17 protein-coding genes are annotated in these 16,873 nt (G+C 67.7%); 12 read left to right on the top strand and 5 right to left on the bottom strand.

Features of this window, described 5'->3' with window-relative positions:
- Positions 1-14: 14 nt before the first annotated feature.
- Genes D3874_RS09570 through glpX form a run of 3 tightly spaced genes read left to right on the top strand, consistent with a single transcriptional unit; the run spans position 15 to position 3,595 of the window.
- Positions 15-1,247, top strand: a complete 1,233-nt coding sequence (locus D3874_RS09570) for an LL-diaminopimelate aminotransferase (protein WP_199699004.1) — start codon at positions 15-17, stop codon at positions 1,245-1,247.
- Entirely contained in the window at positions 1,244-2,548 is a 1,305-nt protein-coding gene (locus tag D3874_RS09575; RefSeq protein ID WP_119777892.1) for a homoserine dehydrogenase, read from the top strand. Before D3874_RS09570 ends, D3874_RS09575 begins: the two co-directional genes overlap by 4 nt.
- A gap of 42 nt (positions 2,549-2,590) precedes the next feature.
- On the top strand, positions 2,591-3,595 hold the full coding sequence (gene glpX / locus D3874_RS09580; protein ID WP_119782229.1) for a class II fructose-bisphosphatase: 1,005 nt from the start codon (positions 2,591-2,593) through the stop codon (positions 3,593-3,595).
- Between the two features lie 4 nt (positions 3,596-3,599).
- Here glpX and D3874_RS09585 read toward each other — a convergent pair whose 3' ends face one another.
- Positions 3,600-4,838 (bottom strand): TIGR03862 family flavoprotein, encoded by a 1,239-nt coding sequence (locus D3874_RS09585; protein ID WP_119777893.1) that lies wholly within the window; start codon positions 4,836-4,838, stop codon positions 3,600-3,602.
- 117 nt (positions 4,839-4,955) lie between these two features.
- Between D3874_RS09585 and D3874_RS28470 the strand changes: the two genes are divergently transcribed.
- Complete coding sequence (locus tag D3874_RS28470) at positions 4,956-5,732, top strand: hypothetical protein (RefSeq protein ID WP_158595917.1); 777 nt, start codon at positions 4,956-4,958, stop codon at positions 5,730-5,732.
- The gene (locus D3874_RS09595) at positions 5,702-6,778 is read left to right on the top strand and encodes a hypothetical protein (protein ID WP_119777895.1); all 1,077 of its coding nucleotides are present in this window, start codon (positions 5,702-5,704) and stop codon (positions 6,776-6,778) included. Before D3874_RS28470 ends, D3874_RS09595 begins: the two co-directional genes overlap by 31 nt.
- Positions 6,779-6,794: 16 nt before the next feature.
- On the opposite strand, the gene D3874_RS09600 is transcribed toward D3874_RS09595, so the two are convergent.
- On the bottom strand, positions 6,795-7,406 hold the full coding sequence (locus D3874_RS09600) for a class I SAM-dependent methyltransferase (RefSeq protein ID WP_119777896.1): 612 nt from the start codon (positions 7,404-7,406) through the stop codon (positions 6,795-6,797).
- Positions 7,407-7,650: 244 nt separating this feature from the next.
- Between D3874_RS09600 and D3874_RS09605 the strand changes: the two genes are divergently transcribed.
- The gene (locus D3874_RS09605; RefSeq protein ID WP_119777897.1) at positions 7,651-7,824 is read left to right on the top strand and encodes a Flp family type IVb pilin; all 174 of its coding nucleotides are present in this window, start codon (positions 7,651-7,653) and stop codon (positions 7,822-7,824) included.
- 107 nt (positions 7,825-7,931) lie between these two features.
- Positions 7,932-8,141: a Flp family type IVb pilin gene (locus tag D3874_RS09610; RefSeq protein WP_233559891.1), complete on the top strand. Its 210-nt coding sequence runs from the start codon at positions 7,932-7,934 to the stop codon at positions 8,139-8,141.
- 72 nt (positions 8,142-8,213) lie between these two features.
- Here D3874_RS09610 and D3874_RS09615 read toward each other — a convergent pair whose 3' ends face one another.
- A complete protein-coding gene (locus D3874_RS09615; protein ID WP_147385600.1) occupies positions 8,214-8,933 on the bottom strand; it encodes a hypothetical protein in 720 nt (239 codons plus the stop codon).
- 266 nt (positions 8,934-9,199) lie between these two features.
- On the opposite strand from D3874_RS09615, the gene D3874_RS09620 reads away from it, so the two are divergent.
- From D3874_RS09620 to D3874_RS09635, 4 genes are all read left to right on the top strand, one after another.
- Positions 9,200-10,264, top strand: a complete 1,065-nt coding sequence (locus D3874_RS09620) for an aldehyde dehydrogenase family protein (protein WP_456306404.1) — start codon at positions 9,200-9,202, stop codon at positions 10,262-10,264.
- Between the two features lie 14 nt (positions 10,265-10,278).
- On the top strand, positions 10,279-10,734 hold the full coding sequence (locus tag D3874_RS32395; RefSeq protein ID WP_456306405.1) for an aldehyde dehydrogenase family protein: 456 nt from the start codon (positions 10,279-10,281) through the stop codon (positions 10,732-10,734).
- Positions 10,735-10,830: 96 nt separating this feature from the next.
- A complete protein-coding gene (locus tag D3874_RS09625; protein WP_119777900.1) occupies positions 10,831-11,313 on the top strand; it encodes a hypothetical protein in 483 nt (160 codons plus the stop codon).
- Between the two features lie 412 nt (positions 11,314-11,725).
- Complete coding sequence (locus tag D3874_RS09635) at positions 11,726-12,106, top strand: hypothetical protein (protein WP_119777902.1); 381 nt, start codon at positions 11,726-11,728, stop codon at positions 12,104-12,106.
- Here the strand turns inward: D3874_RS09635 and D3874_RS09640 are convergent.
- Both D3874_RS09640 and D3874_RS09645 read right to left on the bottom strand, forming a co-directional pair.
- Positions 12,103-12,762, bottom strand: coding sequence for a class I SAM-dependent methyltransferase (locus tag D3874_RS09640; protein ID WP_119777903.1), 660 nt, complete (start codon positions 12,760-12,762; stop codon positions 12,103-12,105). The genes D3874_RS09635 and D3874_RS09640 overlap by 4 nt on opposite strands.
- Positions 12,763-12,898: 136 nt before the next feature.
- Positions 12,899-13,144 (bottom strand): hypothetical protein, encoded by a 246-nt coding sequence (locus D3874_RS09645; protein WP_119777904.1) that lies wholly within the window; start codon positions 13,142-13,144, stop codon positions 12,899-12,901.
- Between the two features lie 607 nt (positions 13,145-13,751).
- Here D3874_RS09645 and D3874_RS09650 point away from each other — a divergent pair.
- Positions 13,752-16,796, top strand: coding sequence for a hypothetical protein (locus tag D3874_RS09650; RefSeq protein ID WP_119777905.1), 3,045 nt, complete (start codon positions 13,752-13,754; stop codon positions 16,794-16,796).
- Positions 16,797-16,873 lie beyond the last annotated feature (77 nt).

A 16,873-nucleotide genomic window follows, 5' to 3' on the forward strand; every position in this document is an offset into this window, starting at 1 on the left:
CATCAGGTCCGATCATGGATCCCGAATTTCATCGCATCCGGCGGTTGCCGCCCTATGTCTTCGAACAGGTCAATTCGCTGAAGGCGAAAGCCCGCGCCCGCGGCGAGGACATCATCGACTTCGGGATGGGCAATCCCGACCTGCCGACGCCCAAGCACATCGTCGACAAGCTGGTCGAGACCGTGGCCGATCCGCGGACCCATCGCTATTCGACCTCGCGCGGGATACCGGGCCTGCGCCGGGCCCAGGCCGCCTATTACGCCCGCCGCTTCGGTGTCGAGCTGGATCCCGAGCGCGAGGTCATCGCGACCCTGGGGTCCAAGGAAGGCCTTGCCAACCTGGCCCAGGCGATCACCGCGCCCGGCGACACCATCCTGGTGCCCAACCCGTCCTACCCGATTCACCCTTACGGCTTCATCATCGCGGGTGCGGCCATCCGCTCGCTGCCGACGGGTCCCGATATCGACTTTCTCAGCGTGCTGGAACGGGCGACGCGCCATTCGGTGCCGATGCCCACCGCCCTGGTGCTAAACTACCCGTCGAACCCGACGGCCGAGGTCCAAGGCCTGGACTTCTATGGCCCGATCGTCGAGTTCTGCCGGGCCAAGGGCATCTACATCCTGTCGGATCTCGCCTATTCGGAGATCTATTTCGACGGCAATCCGCCGCCCTCGATCCTCCAGGTGCCGGGCGCCAAGGAGATCGCGGTCGAATTCACCTCGATGTCCAAGACCTATTCCATGCCGGGCTGGCGCATGGGCTTTGCCGTCGGCAACCAGAAACTGGTGCAGGCCCTGGGCCGCATGAAGTCCTACCTGGACTACGGCGCCTTCACGCCGATCCAGGTGGCTTCCGCCGCCGCCCTGAACGGCCCGCAGGACTGTGTCGAGGAGATGCGCCAGATCTACAAGTCGCGCCGCGACGTGCTGATCAAGGGCTTGCAGGAAGCCGGCTGGAACGTACCGTCGCCGCCCGCGACCATGTTCGCCTGGGCGCCGATCCCGCCGGCCTTCGCCCACTTGGGCAGCCTCGAGTTTTCCAAGCTGATGCTGACCGAGGCCAAGGTGGCCGTGGCGCCGGGTCTGGGCTTTGGCGAATACGGCGACGGCCATGTCCGCATCGCCCTGGTCGAGAACGAGCATCGCATCCGCCAGGCCGTGCGCAACATCAAGCGGTTCCTAGGGTCAGCCGACCCGCAGATGCCGGTGGGCGACAATCTGGCGGCGATGAAAAAGGTCGTGGCGTGACGGAACCGCTGCGTCTGGGCATCGCCGGCTTGGGGACTGTCGGCGGGGGGCTGGTTCGCCTGCTCGATGCCCATGGCGACCGGCTGGCCCTGCGTACCGGGCGGCGGATCGAGATCGCCGCCGTCTGTGCCCGCGACAAGACCAAGGATCGGGGTCTTGGCCATGCCCTCGACGGGGTGCGGTGGCACGACGACGCCGTGGCACTGGCGCGTGACGCGCAGGTCGACGTGCTGGTGGAATTGATCGGCGGCAACGGGGTGGCCAAGGACGCGGTCGAGGCGGCGCTGTCCCTGGGCAAGCCGGTGGTGACCGCGAACAAGGCCCTGCTCGCCCATGACGGCCTGGCGCTGGCCCGCGCGGCCGAGCGGGCAGGGGTGGCGCTGAACTTCGAGGCGGCGGTGGCCGGCGGCATCCCGGTGGTCAAGGCGTTGCGCGAAGGCTTTGCCGGCAACCGCATCAATGCCCTGTTCGGCATCCTCAACGGCACCTCGAACTATATCCTGACCTCGATGGCGGCCACCGGGGCCTCGTTCGAGTCGGCGCTGGCGGAGGCGCAGGCGCTGGGCTATGCCGAGGCTGATCCCAGCTTCGACGTGGATGGCGTGGATGCCGCCCACAAGCTCAGCCTGCTGGCCAGCCTCGCCTTTGCGGCGCCGGTCGATTTCAGTGCCGTCTATGTCGAAGGGATCCGGCGGATTACCGCGCTCGACATTTCCTTCGCCCACGAACTGGGCTTCCGCATCAAGATCCTGGGGATCGCGCGGGCCACCGACCACGGCCTGGAGGTGCGGGTGCATCCGGCCATGGTGCCCGAGGGGACGGCGCTCGCCCATGTCGACGGGGTCTACAACGGCGTGGTGATCGAGGGGGATTTCGTCGACCAGATGGTCTTCGAAGGCCGCGGCGCCGGCGCCGGCCCGACCGCCTCGGCGGTGATGGCCGACATCGTCGATATCGCCCTGGGCCTGAAGCTGCCGCTTTACGGCGTGCCGGTGGATCGCCTGGGCCAGATCGCCATGGCGTCGATCGATCGGCGCATCGGCGCCTGCTACCTGCGCCTGTCGGTGGTCGACCGGCCGGGGGTGATCGCCGACATCGCCGCGATCCTGCGCGACGAGCAGGTTTCCATCGAATCGCTGCTGCAGCGGGGCCGCGCGCCCGGCGAAGCCGTGCCCGTGGTCATTGTGACCCATGAGGTGGAAGAGGCGGCGATGCGCCGGGCACTGGCGCGCATGGGCGCGCTGGCGACGGTGCTGGAACCGCCCACGATGATCAGAATTGAAGAGATCAAGCGCGCGTGAGCGTGCCTCGATAGATGAACGGCAGATTTGAAGGAATTCGACATGGCCACGAAGAAGACGACCAAGGCGGTGGAACCGGTAGCGGGCGAAGCCGTAACCCCCGTCGACCGCGTGCTGGTGCTCGAACTCGTGCGGGTGACCGAGGCGGCGGCGATCTCGGCGGCCAAGCTGGCCGGTCGCGGCGATGAAAAGGCCGCCGACCAGGCGGCGGTCGATGCCATGCGCACGGCGCTGAACCAGATGGATATCCGCGGTACCGTGGTGATCGGCGAGGGCGAGCGCGACGAGGCGCCGATGCTCTTCATCGGCGAGGAAGTGGGCAGCGGCAAGGGCCCGGCCATCGACATCGCGCTGGACCCGCTGGAGGGCACCACGCTGACCGCCAAGGCGGCGCCCAACGCACTGGCCGTGATCGCGCTGGCCGACCGGGGCAATTTCCTGCATGCACCCGACGTCTACATGGACAAGATCGCCGTCGGCGGCGGCCTGCCCGCCGGGATCGTCGATCTCGACCGCGACCCGATCGACAATGTGAAGGCCCTGGCCAAGCACAAGGGTGTCGGCCTCGAGGAAATCACCGCCTGCGTGCTCGACCGGCCCCGCCACGCCGAGCTGATCGCCAAGCTGCGCGCGGCCGGCGTGCGCATCTACCTGATTCCCGATGGCGACGTCGCGGGTGTCATCGCCACGGCCGATCCCGATACCGGCGTCGACATCTACATGGGTTCGGGCGGCGCGCCGGAAGGCGTGCTGGCCGCCGCCGCCCTGCGCTGCATCGGCGGGCAGATGCAGGGACGCCTGCTGTTCCGCAACGACGAGGAACGCGCGCGTGCCAAGAAGGTCGGCATCACCGACCTGAACAAGAAGTACGACCTGCTGGAACTGGCCCGCGGCAACGTCATCTTCGCGGCGACGGGCGTCACCTCGGGCTCGATGCTGGACGGCGTCAAGCAGACCGGCGGCGTCACCACCACCCATTCGATCGTGATGCGCTCGAAATCCGGCACGGTGCGCTGGGTCAAGGCCCGCCACGGCCACAACAAGTAGGTTTCTACCGGCTTTCCGCCAGCCAGGTGGCAACACCCTGGCCGGCGGCGCGGCCGGTGGCAAAGCAGGCGGTGAGCAGGTAGCCGCCGGTGGGGGCGTCCCAGTCGATCATCTCGCCGGCGCAGAAGGTGCCCGGCATCGCCCGCAGCATCCAGCGCTCGTCTAGGGCTTCGAGGCTGATGCCGCCCGCCGTCGAAATCGCCTCGTCGATCGGCCTCGGCGCGGTCAGGCACAGCGGCAGCGCCTTCAGGCGGCGGGCCAGGCGGCCCATGTCCTGCCGGTCCTCCGCCGTGGACAGTTCCCACACCAGGCCGGCGCGGACCCCCTCGATACTCAAGGTTCGGCGCAGGTGGTTGGCCAGCGAATGCCGCCCCTGCGGGCGCGACAGGGCGGCGGCGACGGCTTCGGCCGGGCGCTCGGGCAGCAGGTCGAGATCCACCACGGCGGGGCGGCCGGCGTCGAGTGCCTGCCGCAAGCCGGCCGCGAGGGCATAGATCGCACCGCCCTCGACGCCGCCGGCGGTAACCACGAATTCGCCCCGCAGGCGCTGGCCCTGGAACGTCAGGGCGACAGGCTTTACCGGCTGGCCGGCGAAACGCCCGCTGAAATGCTCGCTCCACCGCGTATCGAAGCCGCAGTTGGCGGCGGCAAAGGGCGTGGTCGCCACGCCGCGGTCCGTAACCGCCGCCGCCCACCGGCCGTCGCTGCCCAGCTTGGCCCAACTGGCCCCGCCCAGGGCGAGCAGAACCGCGCTGGCCTGTACCGCGACCGGGCCGGCCGGTGCGGCAAAGCACAGGCGGCCGTCCTCGGCCCAGCCGGTCCACCGGTGGCGGACCTTGACCAGCAGGCCCTTGGCGCGCAGGCGATGGAGCCAGCCGCGCAGCAGCGGCGCGGCCTTGAAGCCGACGGGAAAGATCCGGCCGGATGTTCCGGTGAAGGTTTCGATCCCCAGGTCGTGGGCGAAAGCCTCGATCTGCGCCGGGCCGAAGGCGCGGATCGCGGCTTCCAGGCGGGCGCGGGCGGGGCCATAGCGATCGAGCAGCCGGTCGATGGGTTCGCCATGAGTGATGTTCAGCCCGCTTTTGCCGGCCATCAGGAACTTGCGCCCCAGGGAGGGCATGGCGTCGTAGAGCGTCACGGGGTAACCCGCGTCCAGGATGGTCTCGGCCGCCATCAGGCCGGCCGGGCCGCCGCCGATGACGACGGCATGGGGGGCGGTGTGGGGAGGGAGGGCACCAATCATTTGTTAACCGGAAATCCGCCTTATGACTCTCTGTCGTGGGCCTCGATGCTGTGCCACGGGTTGCGGTTGCCCGGCGACCGCGCCATCAATGACCATATCAACCGGAGCGGCAAGGGCATGAGTCGGTCAATCATCTCCCGCCTGCTGCCATTCCTGTTCGTTGTTCTCGCCTTGCTGCTGCACTGGCGCTTGGCGATGGGGCCGGACGGGCCGATCGCCGCCCATCGCCTGCTCGACACCGACAGCTATGCCCGGCTGATGCGGGTGGAACAATTATGGGCGGGCAAGGGCTGGTACGACAGCACCCTCGACCGCCTGGGCGCCCCCGAAGGCATGCCGATCCATTGGACGCGGCCGCTCGACCTGCTGATTCTGGGACCGGCCGTTGCAGCCCATGCCGTGGGTGTGCCGATCGACCGGGCCATCTGGTGGTCGGGCATGTGGGTCTGCCCCCTGCTGCATGTTCTGGCCTGCTTGATCATCGTCTGGGGTGCCCGCGCGCTCGTAATGCGCGAGGTGGCTTGGTTCGCCGGCCTGGCCATGCTGGCGCAGCCCGCCGTGGCCTCCTACGGCGGGGTCGGCAGGGCCGACCATCACGTGCTGATCCTGCTGTGCGTCGCCGCCTGTCTTTCGGCCGGCCTGTGGGCGGCGAAAGACCTGCACAACCGCCGGGCCGCACTGATCGCGGGCCTGAGCGGCGGCGCAGGGGTGTGGATCGGGCCTGAGGCCCAGCTTGTCGTCATGCCGCTCCTGGCCGGTTTCGGGCTGCTGTGGGTCTTCGGGGCCGGGACGGCCCGGCCATCGCCCGTCAGGGCCTGTACAGTGCCCTGGGCTTTGCCCTGGGTATCCTCGTCGGCGTCGGCGTGGATGTTCCGCTCGGCGATTGGCTGGTGACGGCCTATGACCGGATTTCCATCCTTCACGTTGCGACGGCCCTGCTCCTGGTGGCCGTCTTCGCGCTCGCCCTGTGGCTGGGCGGCGGGACCGAGGGGCGCCGGGGCGTGTGGCGGCGGTTGCTGCTGGGGCTCGCCCTGTCCCTGGCCGCGGTGGCCGTGCTGGGCGTGGTTTTCCCGGGTTTCTATCGGTCGACCCTGGCGACGGACGATCCCGTGATTCAATCCCTGGTCTCCCAGGTGCGCGAGATGCAGCCGATCCGCTTCTGGACCCGCGCCGGGCTGAGCGACCTGCTCATCGATATCGGCGGCACCCTCCTGGCCCTGCCGTTCGTGCCGCTTGTGCTGTGGGGCGCGCCCGACGGGGCGACGCGGCGCCTGGCCGTGGTGTGGACCGTGACCCTTCTGGCGACCTTGGCCGCGGCCTTGGCCTATTTGCGGTTCGTGGTCGAGTTCGCCGCGCCCGGCGCCATCGGCGTCGCCGGCTTGATGGCCGTCGCCGCCGCCGCCTTGTCGGCGGTTCGGCCGGTGGTCCGGGTCGCGGCCTTGTTGCTGGTCGCGCTGCTGGGCACGGTGGGGCTGCCGGCAATCGGCCTTCAACTGAAGGCCTCGCTGGACAAGGCAGAGGGATGCGACGCTGCCGACCTGTCGGCCTATCTACGGGTGACGCCGCCGGTATCGGCGCCGCCGGGCGGCCCCGATCCGATCGTGATGCTGAACAATTTCAACCTGACGCCGCGGCTGGCCTATGAGACGCCGTTCCGCTTCGTTGCCGCCTCCTACCACCGCGGGGCCGCGGCCATTCGGGATGCGATGGTGTTCTTCATGGCGACCGACGATGCGGCGGCGCAGTCGATTCTCGGCCGCCGGGAGGTCGCGCTCGTCATCCTCTGCCGCAGCGGCATGGCGCCTCAGCCGCCCGAACAGCCGCCGGGTAACCTCGAGGGGCGCCTGCTCTCGGGCGAAGGAGTGCCCGCCTTCCTGGCGCAGCTGCCGCTGCCCGAGAGACTGGGCAGGGACTTCGTGGCCTACACGGTGAAGCGGTGACGCGAATGACCGCCCGTCAGGCTCTCGTCAGGCGGGCGATGAAATGAAGCCCGCGGCTAAAGAGCAGCGAGGCGGGGAAGGGATAGAGCGGGATCTTCTCGATCAGTGTGTCGATCTTCAGCCCTGCGGCGGCGAAACCGGCCAGCCACTGCGCCCGCGTCCAGTAATTGTAGGGCAGGACTACCCCGTGGCCGGCATTGCCGACCCAATCCATGAAGCGCAGGGTAGGCCCGGCGGCCAGCCCTTCGAGGAAATGGTCCTTGATGATTACAGCGGGCGCCACGCGCGCCGCCTCCTTCAGGAGGACGAGGGCATCGTCGGTGTGATGCAGAACATCGACGAAAAGCACGGCATCCGCGCCACCGTCCGCCGCCGGCAAGGTCCGGCCGTCATAGGGGCGAACCGGGATATGGGTGACCGGGCGGACCATGACATCGATGCCCGTGATTTCGACCTTTCGCCCATCCGCCTTTGCCTGGCGCATGATCAACGCGTCGATCGTGCCGTCGCCGCAGCCGACGTCGAGCACCCGGCCTGCCGGCAACAGGGGGGTGATCGCCTCGGCCAACACGCGGGTACGCCGGTTGAAGACGAGGCTGTGATGCAGGCCGGTCAGAACGTCGCTCATTCATCTTCCTGCGTGTAGGCTCGAGGCCAGTGGGTCATCTGGGTTCGCTTTTGTCAATCCGGCCGGCCGGGCGCCCGCGAAACTGCCGTTCATCGGAGGCGGTAGTAGTTAAGCCGTCTCAACGATCTGTTTACTTCTTGCGCTGATACTGTGTCTCAACGGCGAACTGGTTGAACGATGCCGTCGATGTGGTAACAGTTCCACGAGATCGGCCCTAGGCCGACGCTGCCTATGGAGAAAATAAATGTTGCGCAATCTCTTTGTCCGTTTCGCCATGGCCCGCTCCGATGAGCGTGGCGCCACCGCGATTGAGTACGCCCTGATCGCCGCTCTGATCGCCGTGGCCGCCATCGTCGGCATGGAATTGGTCGGCACCGAGGTCAATGCCACATTCCAGAACGTTGCCAACAAGCTCTAACTGGCGGGCCGCGGCGATTGATCGCCTGTGGCCGGATACTAGTTCCTGCTTAATCGCGGTATCTGTCGCCGCTTGGCGGCGGATACCGCCTTACATGGCGGTGGCCCATGGCATCGGTTGATCGGTCGATGCGGGTGATTCCCGAGCGGTCCGTCGCAAGACCGGGCCAGTGCCGTGCTGCGCGTGAGGCCGGCGCGACCGCGATCGAATATGCTGCCATTGCGGCGCTCATTTCGATCGCCGGCATTGCCGGCATGACATTGATCGGCGAGGACGTGATCGCGTTCTTCGATTCGATCTTCAATGCGTTTCCGTGACGCGAGACAGGACACGCAGATAAAAGGCCGGGGTTTCCCGGCCTTTTTCTTTGTGGGCAAGATCCCGCCGGGTCAGGGCGGGGTAATGACCTTGATGCTGCGCGCGGGTTGGGCCGGCTGGGCATTGGGGCCCGTGGCCGCCGGTGCCGCGCTCGTGCCATCGGGGCTCGCCGCCCCTTCGGCAGGGGCCGCCGGTGGCGTCCCGGTGGTTTCGGTGCCGGTGGGGGCCGGGTTGCCGCCCGTGCTGATGGTGCGGATACTCCTGGCCGGTTGCGGCGCCGCATCGGGCGTCGCTGCTTCCGTCGGTGCTGCGGCAGGAGCAGGGGCGGCGGGCGGCGTGGCGGCACCCGGCTCGATGACCGTGGGGCCGGCGGCTGGGACCGGGGCTGGGGCTGGTGAGGGTGCTCCCTGGGTAGCATCGTAGATGATCGTTGCCCCGGCCGCGGGGTCGGCATCGGCGGGCGCCGCGCTCTCGACGGGACCGACCGGCGCGGCCTGCGGGGCGGGCGGCGCCTCGGCCGCAGCCGGCGGTGTGCCCTGGGTGGCATCATAAATGATCGTCGCGCCTGCGGCCGGGTCGGTGTCGGCCGGCGGGGGCGGCGCGCTCTCGGCCGCGGCGGGGGAAGTCTCCGGCGCCGGCGGCGTTGCGGCCTCCGGCGTCGGTTCGGGCGCGGCGACGGGGGCCTGTTCCGTTGCCGCCGGCGCGGCTTGCGCGGCGGGGGCGGTCTGATACTGCGCCGGGAACACGGCGCGCTTGGAAATCCGCGAACACCCACCGACAGCGACGCTCACGCAAACGGTAACGATCACGAGACGTGCGATCTGCTGCATGCCTTTGGACTCCTGTCCTAAATCCCTGGCAATGCCTTGGAACACCCTGAGGCCAGCGTCAAGGTCGGGCGCTGTCGTTGGGCGAACAATTGACGCCGAAATGGTGCCAGCGCAGGGCTCGTATTCTGCGGCGGCGTGCCCGCCGGCTCTCGACCTTGGGCGCGAATGGCCCTAGCTTCTCGGGCGATAATAAGCGCGTTGCCGCGTAGCAGTGAGGGAGAGGTACCATGAAAGAGTATCTGCGTTTCTATATCGACGGTGCCTGGGTCGATCCGGTCAGCCCAAAGACGCTCGATGTCATCAATCCCGCCAATGAAGAGGCCTTCGCCCGCATCTCGCTGGGTTCCGCGGCCGATGTCGACAAGGCCGTGAAGGCCGCCCAGGCTGCGTTCGAGAGCTTCTCGCGCACCACCAAGGCCGAACGAATCGACCTGCTGCAGTCGATCCTGGGTGTCTACCAGAAGCGCTACGCCGATTTCGTCGAGGCGATCTCGACCGAGATGGGCGCCCCGCAGTCGCTGTCCCAGGCCGCCCAGGCGGCGACCGGTGTCGCCCACCTCGCCAAGCTGATCGAAGTCCTCCAGGGCTTCGAGTTCCAGGAAGTGCGCGGCACCACCGCCATTTCCAAGGAGCCGGTCGGCGTGTGTGGTTTCATCACGCCGTGGAACTGGCCGATCAACCAGATCGTCTGCAAGGTCGCCCCGGCGCTCGCGGCCGGTTGCACCATGGTGCTGAAGCCCTCGGAAATCGCACCGGTCAACGGCCTGCTGTTCGCCGAAGTGCTGCACGAGGCGGGCGTGCCCAAGGGCGTGTTCAACCTGGTCAACGGCGACGGCCCCGGCGTCGGCCAGCCGCTGTCGTCCCATCCCGGCGTCGACATGGTCTCCTTCACCGGCTCGACCCGCGCCGGCGTGCTGGTGGCCAAGGCGGCCGCCGACACGGTCAAGCGCGTACACCAGGAACTGGGCGGCAAGTCGGCCAACATCATCCTCGATGATGCCGATCTGAAGAAGGCCGTGGTCGGCGGCGTGCGCGGCGTCATGGGCAATTCCGGCCAGTCGTGCAATGCGCCCACCCGCATGTTCGTGCCCGCCGCCAAGCATGACGAAGCTGCCGCCATCGCCAAGGCCGCGGCCGAGCAGGTGAAGGTCGGCGATCCCTTCGCGGCCGACACCACCATGGGCCCGGTCGTCTCGGACGTGCATTTCAAGAAGATCCAGGGCCTGATTGCCAAGGGGATCGAGGAAGGCGCCACCCTGGTCACCGGCGGCCTGGGCCTGCCCGAGGCCTGAACAAAGGCTACTACGTGCGCCCCACCATTTTCGCCAATGTCACCAACGACATGACCATCGCCCGGGAAGAGATCTTCGGGCCAGTCCTGGCGATCCTGCCCTACAAGACCGAGGAAGAGGCCATCGCCATGGCCAATGACACGGTCTATGGCCTCTCGGGTTATGTCCAGTCGGGCGACATCGACCATGCCCGCAAGGTCGCCGGGCGCCTGCGTACCGGCAATGTCCACCTCAACGGGGCGGGCCCGACTTCGCCGCGCCCTTCGGCGGCTTCAAACAGTCGGGCAATGGCCGCGAGTGGGGCGAGTTCGGCCTCGAGGAATTCCTCGAGATCAAGGCCGTGCTGGGCTGGCAGGCCGCCTGATCGTCATCTGATCCACGCATTTCAGGGAACGCCCGCCGGTTTCGGCGGGCGTTTTTCTTTGTCCCCAGGGCGGCACAAATCCGAGTTGCCGCCCCGCATAATATGATCTACCCGTCGGTATAACTAAATAACACGGGGAGGGTCTCATGTTTGCGCCGTCACTGGTGCCCGGCAAATCGTCCGGGCCGTCACGCTGTCCGACTTGAACTATTTCGGCACCAACTGGAACTACAAGCCCGAGGCGCCGGTCGGCGGCGGCTACGCGGTGGCGCGCGCGCAGAGCGACGCCTCGACCGGCTTCGCCGGCGGCGTGATCGAGAAGCGCGACGCGGCCGGCAAGGTCACCGATGTCATCATCACCTACCGCGGCACCGACCATGATTCGGTGGAGCGGCCGCTCGATCCCTTCGCGCTGTTCGAGTCGATCCGCGACGCGCTCGAAGACGCTGTCTTCTTCAAGGGCGGCGTATCGGGGCCCAGGCCCGCCAGGCGACGGAACTGTTCGAGGCGGCCTATGCCAACCCGGCCTATGCCGATGCCCAGTTTCATTTCACTGGCCAGTCGCTGGGCGGGGCCTGGCGCAGTATGCCCTGGCCCATGCCATGGCGACGCATCCAGCCGACGCGGACAGATTCGAGGCGACCAGCTTCGCCGCGCCCAGCACCTCGGCGGCCATCGCCCATGACTACGGCCTGACGCCGCAGGACCTCGAGGGGCATGCCACCAACTACTATCTGCAGAACGATATCTTCATGGGCAGAACGGCACGTTCAGCTTCGATGATATCGGCACCCAATACGAACTGGCGCCTGCCCACCCCAACAAGGAGACTGTGAACCTCCTCGGGCTGTCGGTGACCGACCCTGTTGCCGTGCTGCTGAACCGCCTCGATGCCCATTTCCCGGCCAAGGAGGGTAGCGTCTACAATCAGGCCTTTGGCCTGCCCGATTGGGCCAAGCCATTGCTGGCCCAGAATCCGCCCGCCGACTGGACCGGCGACATCAAGCTTGCGACCCTCGCCGGGGCTTTGGGATCCCAGTATCACGTGATCGGGCCTTACGGCTCGCCCGGCAATGTCTCGGTCAGCGTACGCGGCGATGGTGCCGACAACGAGCTGTGGGCAGCAACCGGGCCGACCGGCTCGATGGCCATGGCGGCGACGACCTGCTGCACGGCGCGGCCGGGCCGACCTGTTCGTCTTCAGCGCGCTCGACGAGATCGCCGGCGACCGTATCGCCGACTTCCGCCACCTCCAGGGGGACCGGATCGATCTGTCGGCGCTCGACCCCCTGGGCGCGGCGGACAGCCTGCGTTTCATCGGCGGGCGCGGGTTCGGCGGCCATGCGGGCGAGTTGCACGTCGAGAAGGCAGGGGGCGACACCCTGGTCAGCGGCGACCTGGACGGCGACCGCGCCGCGGACTTCCACCTGGTGCTCACCGGCAATGTGTATCTGGTGGCTGCCGATTTCCTGCTCTAGCGGAAACACCAGACGGCGGTTCGCTTGACCTCGGCGTCTTCCAGCGCCCGGGAAACCGGGACCTGGTATTCGGCCAGCTTTTCCAGGCGGTCCCGCGGCAGATAGGAACGGCCGGGATCACCGATCAGGACCAGCTTGCCCGCGGCGGCGAGCTGGGCCAGCCAGTCGGTGACCCGGTCGGACATGGGCTTCTCGTAGCAGACGTCGCCGGCCAGGACGACCTCCTGCTCCAGGTCGAGACGCCCGATGGCGTCGCCCGAGGTGATGGTGAGGTCGACCTTGTTCAGCCCGGCGTTGAGCCCGATGGCGGCCAAAGCGAATTCGTCGATCTCGGTCGCGGTGACGGCGCTGGCGCCCGCCATCATGGCGGCGATGGCGACGACGCCCGAGCCGGATGCGAAGTCATAGACCCGCTTGCCGGCAACCAGGGCCGGGTTGTCCAGGATGTAGCGGGCCAGGGCCTGGCCACCGGCCCAGGCGAAGGCCCAGAAGGGCGGCGGCAGGCCCAGGCGGTCCAGCTCGTCCTCGGTCTTCTGCCACAGGTCCATGGCCTCGTCGGCCAGGTAGAGGCGAATCTCCGGCGTATGCGGCGGGGCAAGGGCGCGCGTGTTGCCTTCGATGAAGGCGCGGCGGTCGACGACGGGCAGGATTTCCATGTCCGCGCAAGGTGGCCCGGCGCGCAGGGCACATCAAGCGGCAATACCGTGGGGCAAACGAGAACAGCCCGACTGCGGGGCAATCGGGCTGTCTGGAACCGCCGGCCGTGGCCGACCGGCGATCGCCTGGCCGAAATCAGGCGCGGAAATAACCGCCGCAGGCGCCGCAGACGATGTCCACGTAGTAGTTGGTGTCGAGGCCGACGGTCCAGCCGACATGGCCGCACCACGGGCACTGGGTATAGCCGCTGTACATGGCCTGGCCTTCGGTCTCGGTCTGCGGCGGCTTGGCCAGCAGAATGCCCAGCTTGCTCTTGTCGATCTTGGCGACGTCGGCCGGATCGGTCTTGGTGCCGCGCTTAATGCTCAGTTCGTTGCTCATGGTGCATCCCCTTGGAGAAGAGTTCGGCGGTCTGGACGGTTTCACCGCCGACCTGTGGGGACTGTAGCCGCGGGCACTTGTTAACGAAGTGAGCAAGCTCACACAATTGACAGGTATAGGGCGCGGCTTTGGGGAGAGCGGGGCGCCGACCGATGCAGTTTTGCACCGCACCGCGATTTTCGGTCCGGCAAGCGCCGTGAATACCGCACCCGCAAAACGGATGGAAGCAAAAACAAATACCATTTTTAGTAGTATTGTTACGGCGAAAAGCTTGGTCTCAAGCAATTATGGTTAACGGCTGCTTCAAATTGCACTGAAACAGCAACATCCCACCAGTTTGGTGCAAGCAACCCGTAGTTCTTTTCATTCCGGCGGCGTCCTTGATCGCGCTTCTCGCCCGCCCCGGCCAAGATCAGTTCATGAACTCGGTTAATCCTGAATTGGAACAACTGAGGTCTTGGCAGATGCACCGCACAGGTGTCTCGGTCGATGCATCGGATATGACGGCAATAGCATCCATTTTGGGAGCGGCCGTCTTTGACGCTCGCCGGGCATTGGTGCACTGCAAAGACAGTTTTCTACACTGTGTTCATGAGCGGGGCTCCTTATGGAAGACAAGATTCGCCAGCCGGGCAGGACCTCGGTTGCCAAGGGATTGCGGGTGATTCTGTCATCCACGGCCCTCGTATCGACACTGGCTGTCGCCTCCCTGGCAACCTCGCAGGATGCGGTCCCCGTATCGAGCGATCAGTTCGGTTACGGCACCAAGGCCGTCGCCGAGGCCAACTTCAAGTTCGACGTCTTCGGCGGCGGGGACGAGAACGGCGGCATGTTCGGCGGTGCGCCGAGCTTCACCATTCCCCTGGGCGACCAGATGGGCCTGCAGGTCGACGGTATCGCCGGCTTTGCGGCCGACGAGGCCGGCTTTGCCGGCGGTGCCGCGCAACTGTTCTACCGCGATCCGCAGACCATGGCGCTGGGCCTGGCCGGCGGCGGCTACTATGTCGAAGGCGACGCGCAATATGCGGTGGCCGCGATCGGCCAATTCTATCTCGATAATGTGACGCTGGAGGCCCTGGCCGGCTACCAGGACGGCGATATCGTCGACGGTTCCTTCTACGGCCGCCTCGGCGCCTCGATCTACCTCAACCCGAACCTGCGCATCGGCGCCGGCGTCGGCTATGCCGAGGAAACCGAATTCGCCGGCGACATCCAGATCGAAGCGCTGCTGGCCGATGTCCCGGGCATGGCCCTGTTCGCGACCGGCACCTACGACAGCGAAGGCGTGATGGGCTTCGGCGGCGTCCGCTTCTTCCTGAACAGCGGTACCTCGCTGATCTCCAACGATCGCACCAAGCAGGCCGGCGTACCGACCCTGATCGAGATGCAGCGTAACCTGACGCTGCCGAACTTCTTCACCGGCTACCCGACCGGCTTCGGCCTGCGCCAGATCAGCCTGCGCGGCGGCGGCGAACTGGGTGATGACGACGACAACCCCACCTGCACCCAGGCGCCTTGCCCGCCGGGCCCGCCGCCGCCTCCGGGTCCGCCCCCTCCGCCGCCGCCTCCGGGCGCGGGCGGCAGCTCGGGCCTGATCGATCTGGTTCAGGACGTGGTCGGCGATCTGACCGGCGGCACGCCGCTCAGCCCGGTCGGCGATCTGGTCGACACCCTGGTCGATCCCGTTACCGGTGCCCTGTCGCCGCTGACCGATCCGCTGAACGACGTCACCACGGTCGACAACCCCGCCACGCCGGTCGATGAGACCGCGCCGCTGGGCCCGCTGACCGACGTGGTCGACACCCTGGCCGGTGGCGACGGCGTTCTCGGGCCGGTGCTGGACGGTGTCCAGGACCTGGTCAGCCAGAATGCCGATAGCTCGAACGTCTCGGGCGGCCTGATCGACGAGGTCCAAGGTGTTGTCGGCAACCTGCTCGACGGCACCCCGGCGGCGCCGCTGGCCGACGGCATCGACACGCTGGTCGATCCGATTACCGGTGCCCTGGCCCCGCTGACCGGCCCGCTCAACGACGTCACCGACGTGCCCAGCAATGCCCCGCTGGCCGCGGTGACGGAGATCGTCGATGCGCTCGCCGGCGCCCCAGGCGGCGAACTCGACCCGACCACTGACAGCGTGCAGGACCTGCTGAGCCAGAACGCCGACAGTTCGACCGTCGACGCTGGTCTGATCGACGAGGTTCAGGGGATTGTCGGCAACCTGCTCGACACCACCCCGCTGGCACCGCTGGCCGACGGGATCGACACCCTGGTCGACCCGGAGACGGGTGCGCTGGCCCCGTTGACCGGTCCGCTCAACGACGCGTCCGATATCGTGACCAATGCCCCCTTGGCGCCGTTGACCGAAACGGTCGATGCCCTGGCCGGTCCGGCCAATGGCACGCTCGACCCGACTCTCGACGCGGTCAGCGACCTCTTGTCCTTCGACGCCTTGCCGATCCCCGGTGCCTCGGGTGGCGACAATCCGTTGGCGGGCATTCCGGTCCTGGGCGACCTGCTGGGTGGCCTGCCGATCCCGGGTGCGACCGGTGGCGACAACCCGCTGGCCAGCATTCCGGTGGTGGGCGACCTGCTGGGCGGCCTGCCGATCCCTGGTGCCTCGGGCGGCGACAGCCCGCTGGCCGGCATCCCGGTCCTGGGTGATCTCCTCGGCGGTCTGCCGATCCCGGGCGCCGGCGGTGGTACGCCGATCACGGGTGGCCTGATCGATACCGTGCAGGGTACGGTCGACAATCTGCTGGTCGGCACCCCTCTTGAGCCGGTAGCCGACGGCGTGACCACCCTGGTCGATCCGGCCACGGGTGCCCTGGCGCCGCTGACCGACCCCATCAACGATGCAACCGATGTCCTGACCGGGCCCGGCGCACCGTTGACCGAGCTGGTCGATACTCTGGTCGGTGCGCAGAACGGCGCGCTCGATCCGGTGCTCGACGGTGTCCAGGATCTGCTGAGCGGTGAGATCCCGTCGATCCCGGGCCTGCCCGGTGCCGGCGGTGGCGACAACCCGCTGGCCGGTATTCCGGTGGTGGGTGACCTGCTGGGCGGCTTGCCGCTGCCGGGTGCCGGTGGCGGCGGCGACAGCCCGCTGGCTGGCATCCCGGTTCTGGGTGACCTCCTGGGTGGCTTGCCGATCCCGGGGACCGGTGGCGGCGTGCCGATCACCGGCGGCCTGATCGATACGGTTCAGGGCACGGTCGACAACCTTCTGGTCGCCACCCCGCTCGAGCCGGTGGCCGACGGGGTGACCACCCTGGTCGATCCGGCCACGGGTGCGCTGGCCCCGCTGACCGATCCGATCAACGATGCGACCGACGTCCTGACCGGACCCGGTGCGCCGCTGACCGAATTGGCCGACAGCCTGGTCGGCGCACAGAACGGCGCGCTCGATCCGGTGCTCGATGCGGTCCAGGACCTGCTGAGCGGTGACATCCCCTCGCTCCCGGGCCTGCCCGGCGCTGGCGGGGACAGCCCCTTGGCTGGCATCCCGGTTCTGGGTGATCTGCTCGGCGGTGGTCTTCCCGGCCTGCCGGGCGCTGGTGGCGACAATCCCCTGGCCGGCATCCCGGTCCTGGGCGATTTGATCGGCACCTTGACCGGCAGCCTCGATCCTTCGGCCAACCCGCTGGGGCACTGACGGGCTTGCTGCCGGTCTGACCGGCCAGGACGACAGTCTTATCAAGACGAAGGGCCGCGGAAATCCGCGGCCCTTCT

Origin of the sequence: Oleomonas cavernae (genome assembly GCF_003590945.1) — a bacterium.
Lineage (GTDB): Bacteria > Pseudomonadota > Alphaproteobacteria > Zavarziniales > Zavarziniaceae > Zavarzinia > Zavarzinia cavernae.

Bases quoted from the DNA above. Each gene is read 5' to 3' on its own strand.
- D3874_RS09620 (WP_456306404.1), top strand. From the start codon at position 9,200: ATGAAAGAGTATCTGCGTTTCTATATCGACGGTGCCTGGGTCGATCCG.
- D3874_RS28470 (WP_158595917.1), top strand. From the start codon at position 4,956: ATGAGTCGGTCAATCATCTCCCGCCTGCTGCCATTCCTGTTCGTTGTT.
- D3874_RS09640 (WP_119777903.1), bottom strand. From the start codon at position 12,762: ATGGAAATCCTGCCCGTCGTCGACCGCCGCGCCTTCATCGAAGGCAAC.
- D3874_RS09605 (WP_119777897.1), top strand. From the start codon at position 7,651: ATGTTGCGCAATCTCTTTGTCCGTTTCGCCATGGCCCGCTCCGATGAG.
- D3874_RS09610 (WP_233559891.1), top strand. From the start codon at position 7,932: ATGGCATCGGTTGATCGGTCGATGCGGGTGATTCCCGAGCGGTCCGTC.
- D3874_RS09635 (WP_119777902.1), top strand. From the start codon at position 11,726: ATGGTGCCGACAACGAGCTGTGGGCAGCAACCGGGCCGACCGGCTCGA.
- glpX (WP_119782229.1), top strand. From the start codon at position 2,591: ATGGCCACGAAGAAGACGACCAAGGCGGTGGAACCGGTAGCGGGCGAA.
- D3874_RS09645 (WP_119777904.1), bottom strand. From the start codon at position 13,144: ATGAGCAACGAACTGAGCATTAAGCGCGGCACCAAGACCGATCCGGCC.
- D3874_RS09570 (WP_199699004.1), top strand. From the start codon at position 15: ATGGATCCCGAATTTCATCGCATCCGGCGGTTGCCGCCCTATGTCTTC.
- D3874_RS09600 (WP_119777896.1), bottom strand. From the start codon at position 7,406: ATGAGCGACGTTCTGACCGGCCTGCATCACAGCCTCGTCTTCAACCGG.
- D3874_RS09585 (WP_119777893.1), bottom strand. From the start codon at position 4,838: ATGATTGGTGCCCTCCCTCCCCACACCGCCCCCCATGCCGTCGTCATC.
- D3874_RS09650 (WP_119777905.1), top strand. From the start codon at position 13,752: ATGGAAGACAAGATTCGCCAGCCGGGCAGGACCTCGGTTGCCAAGGGA.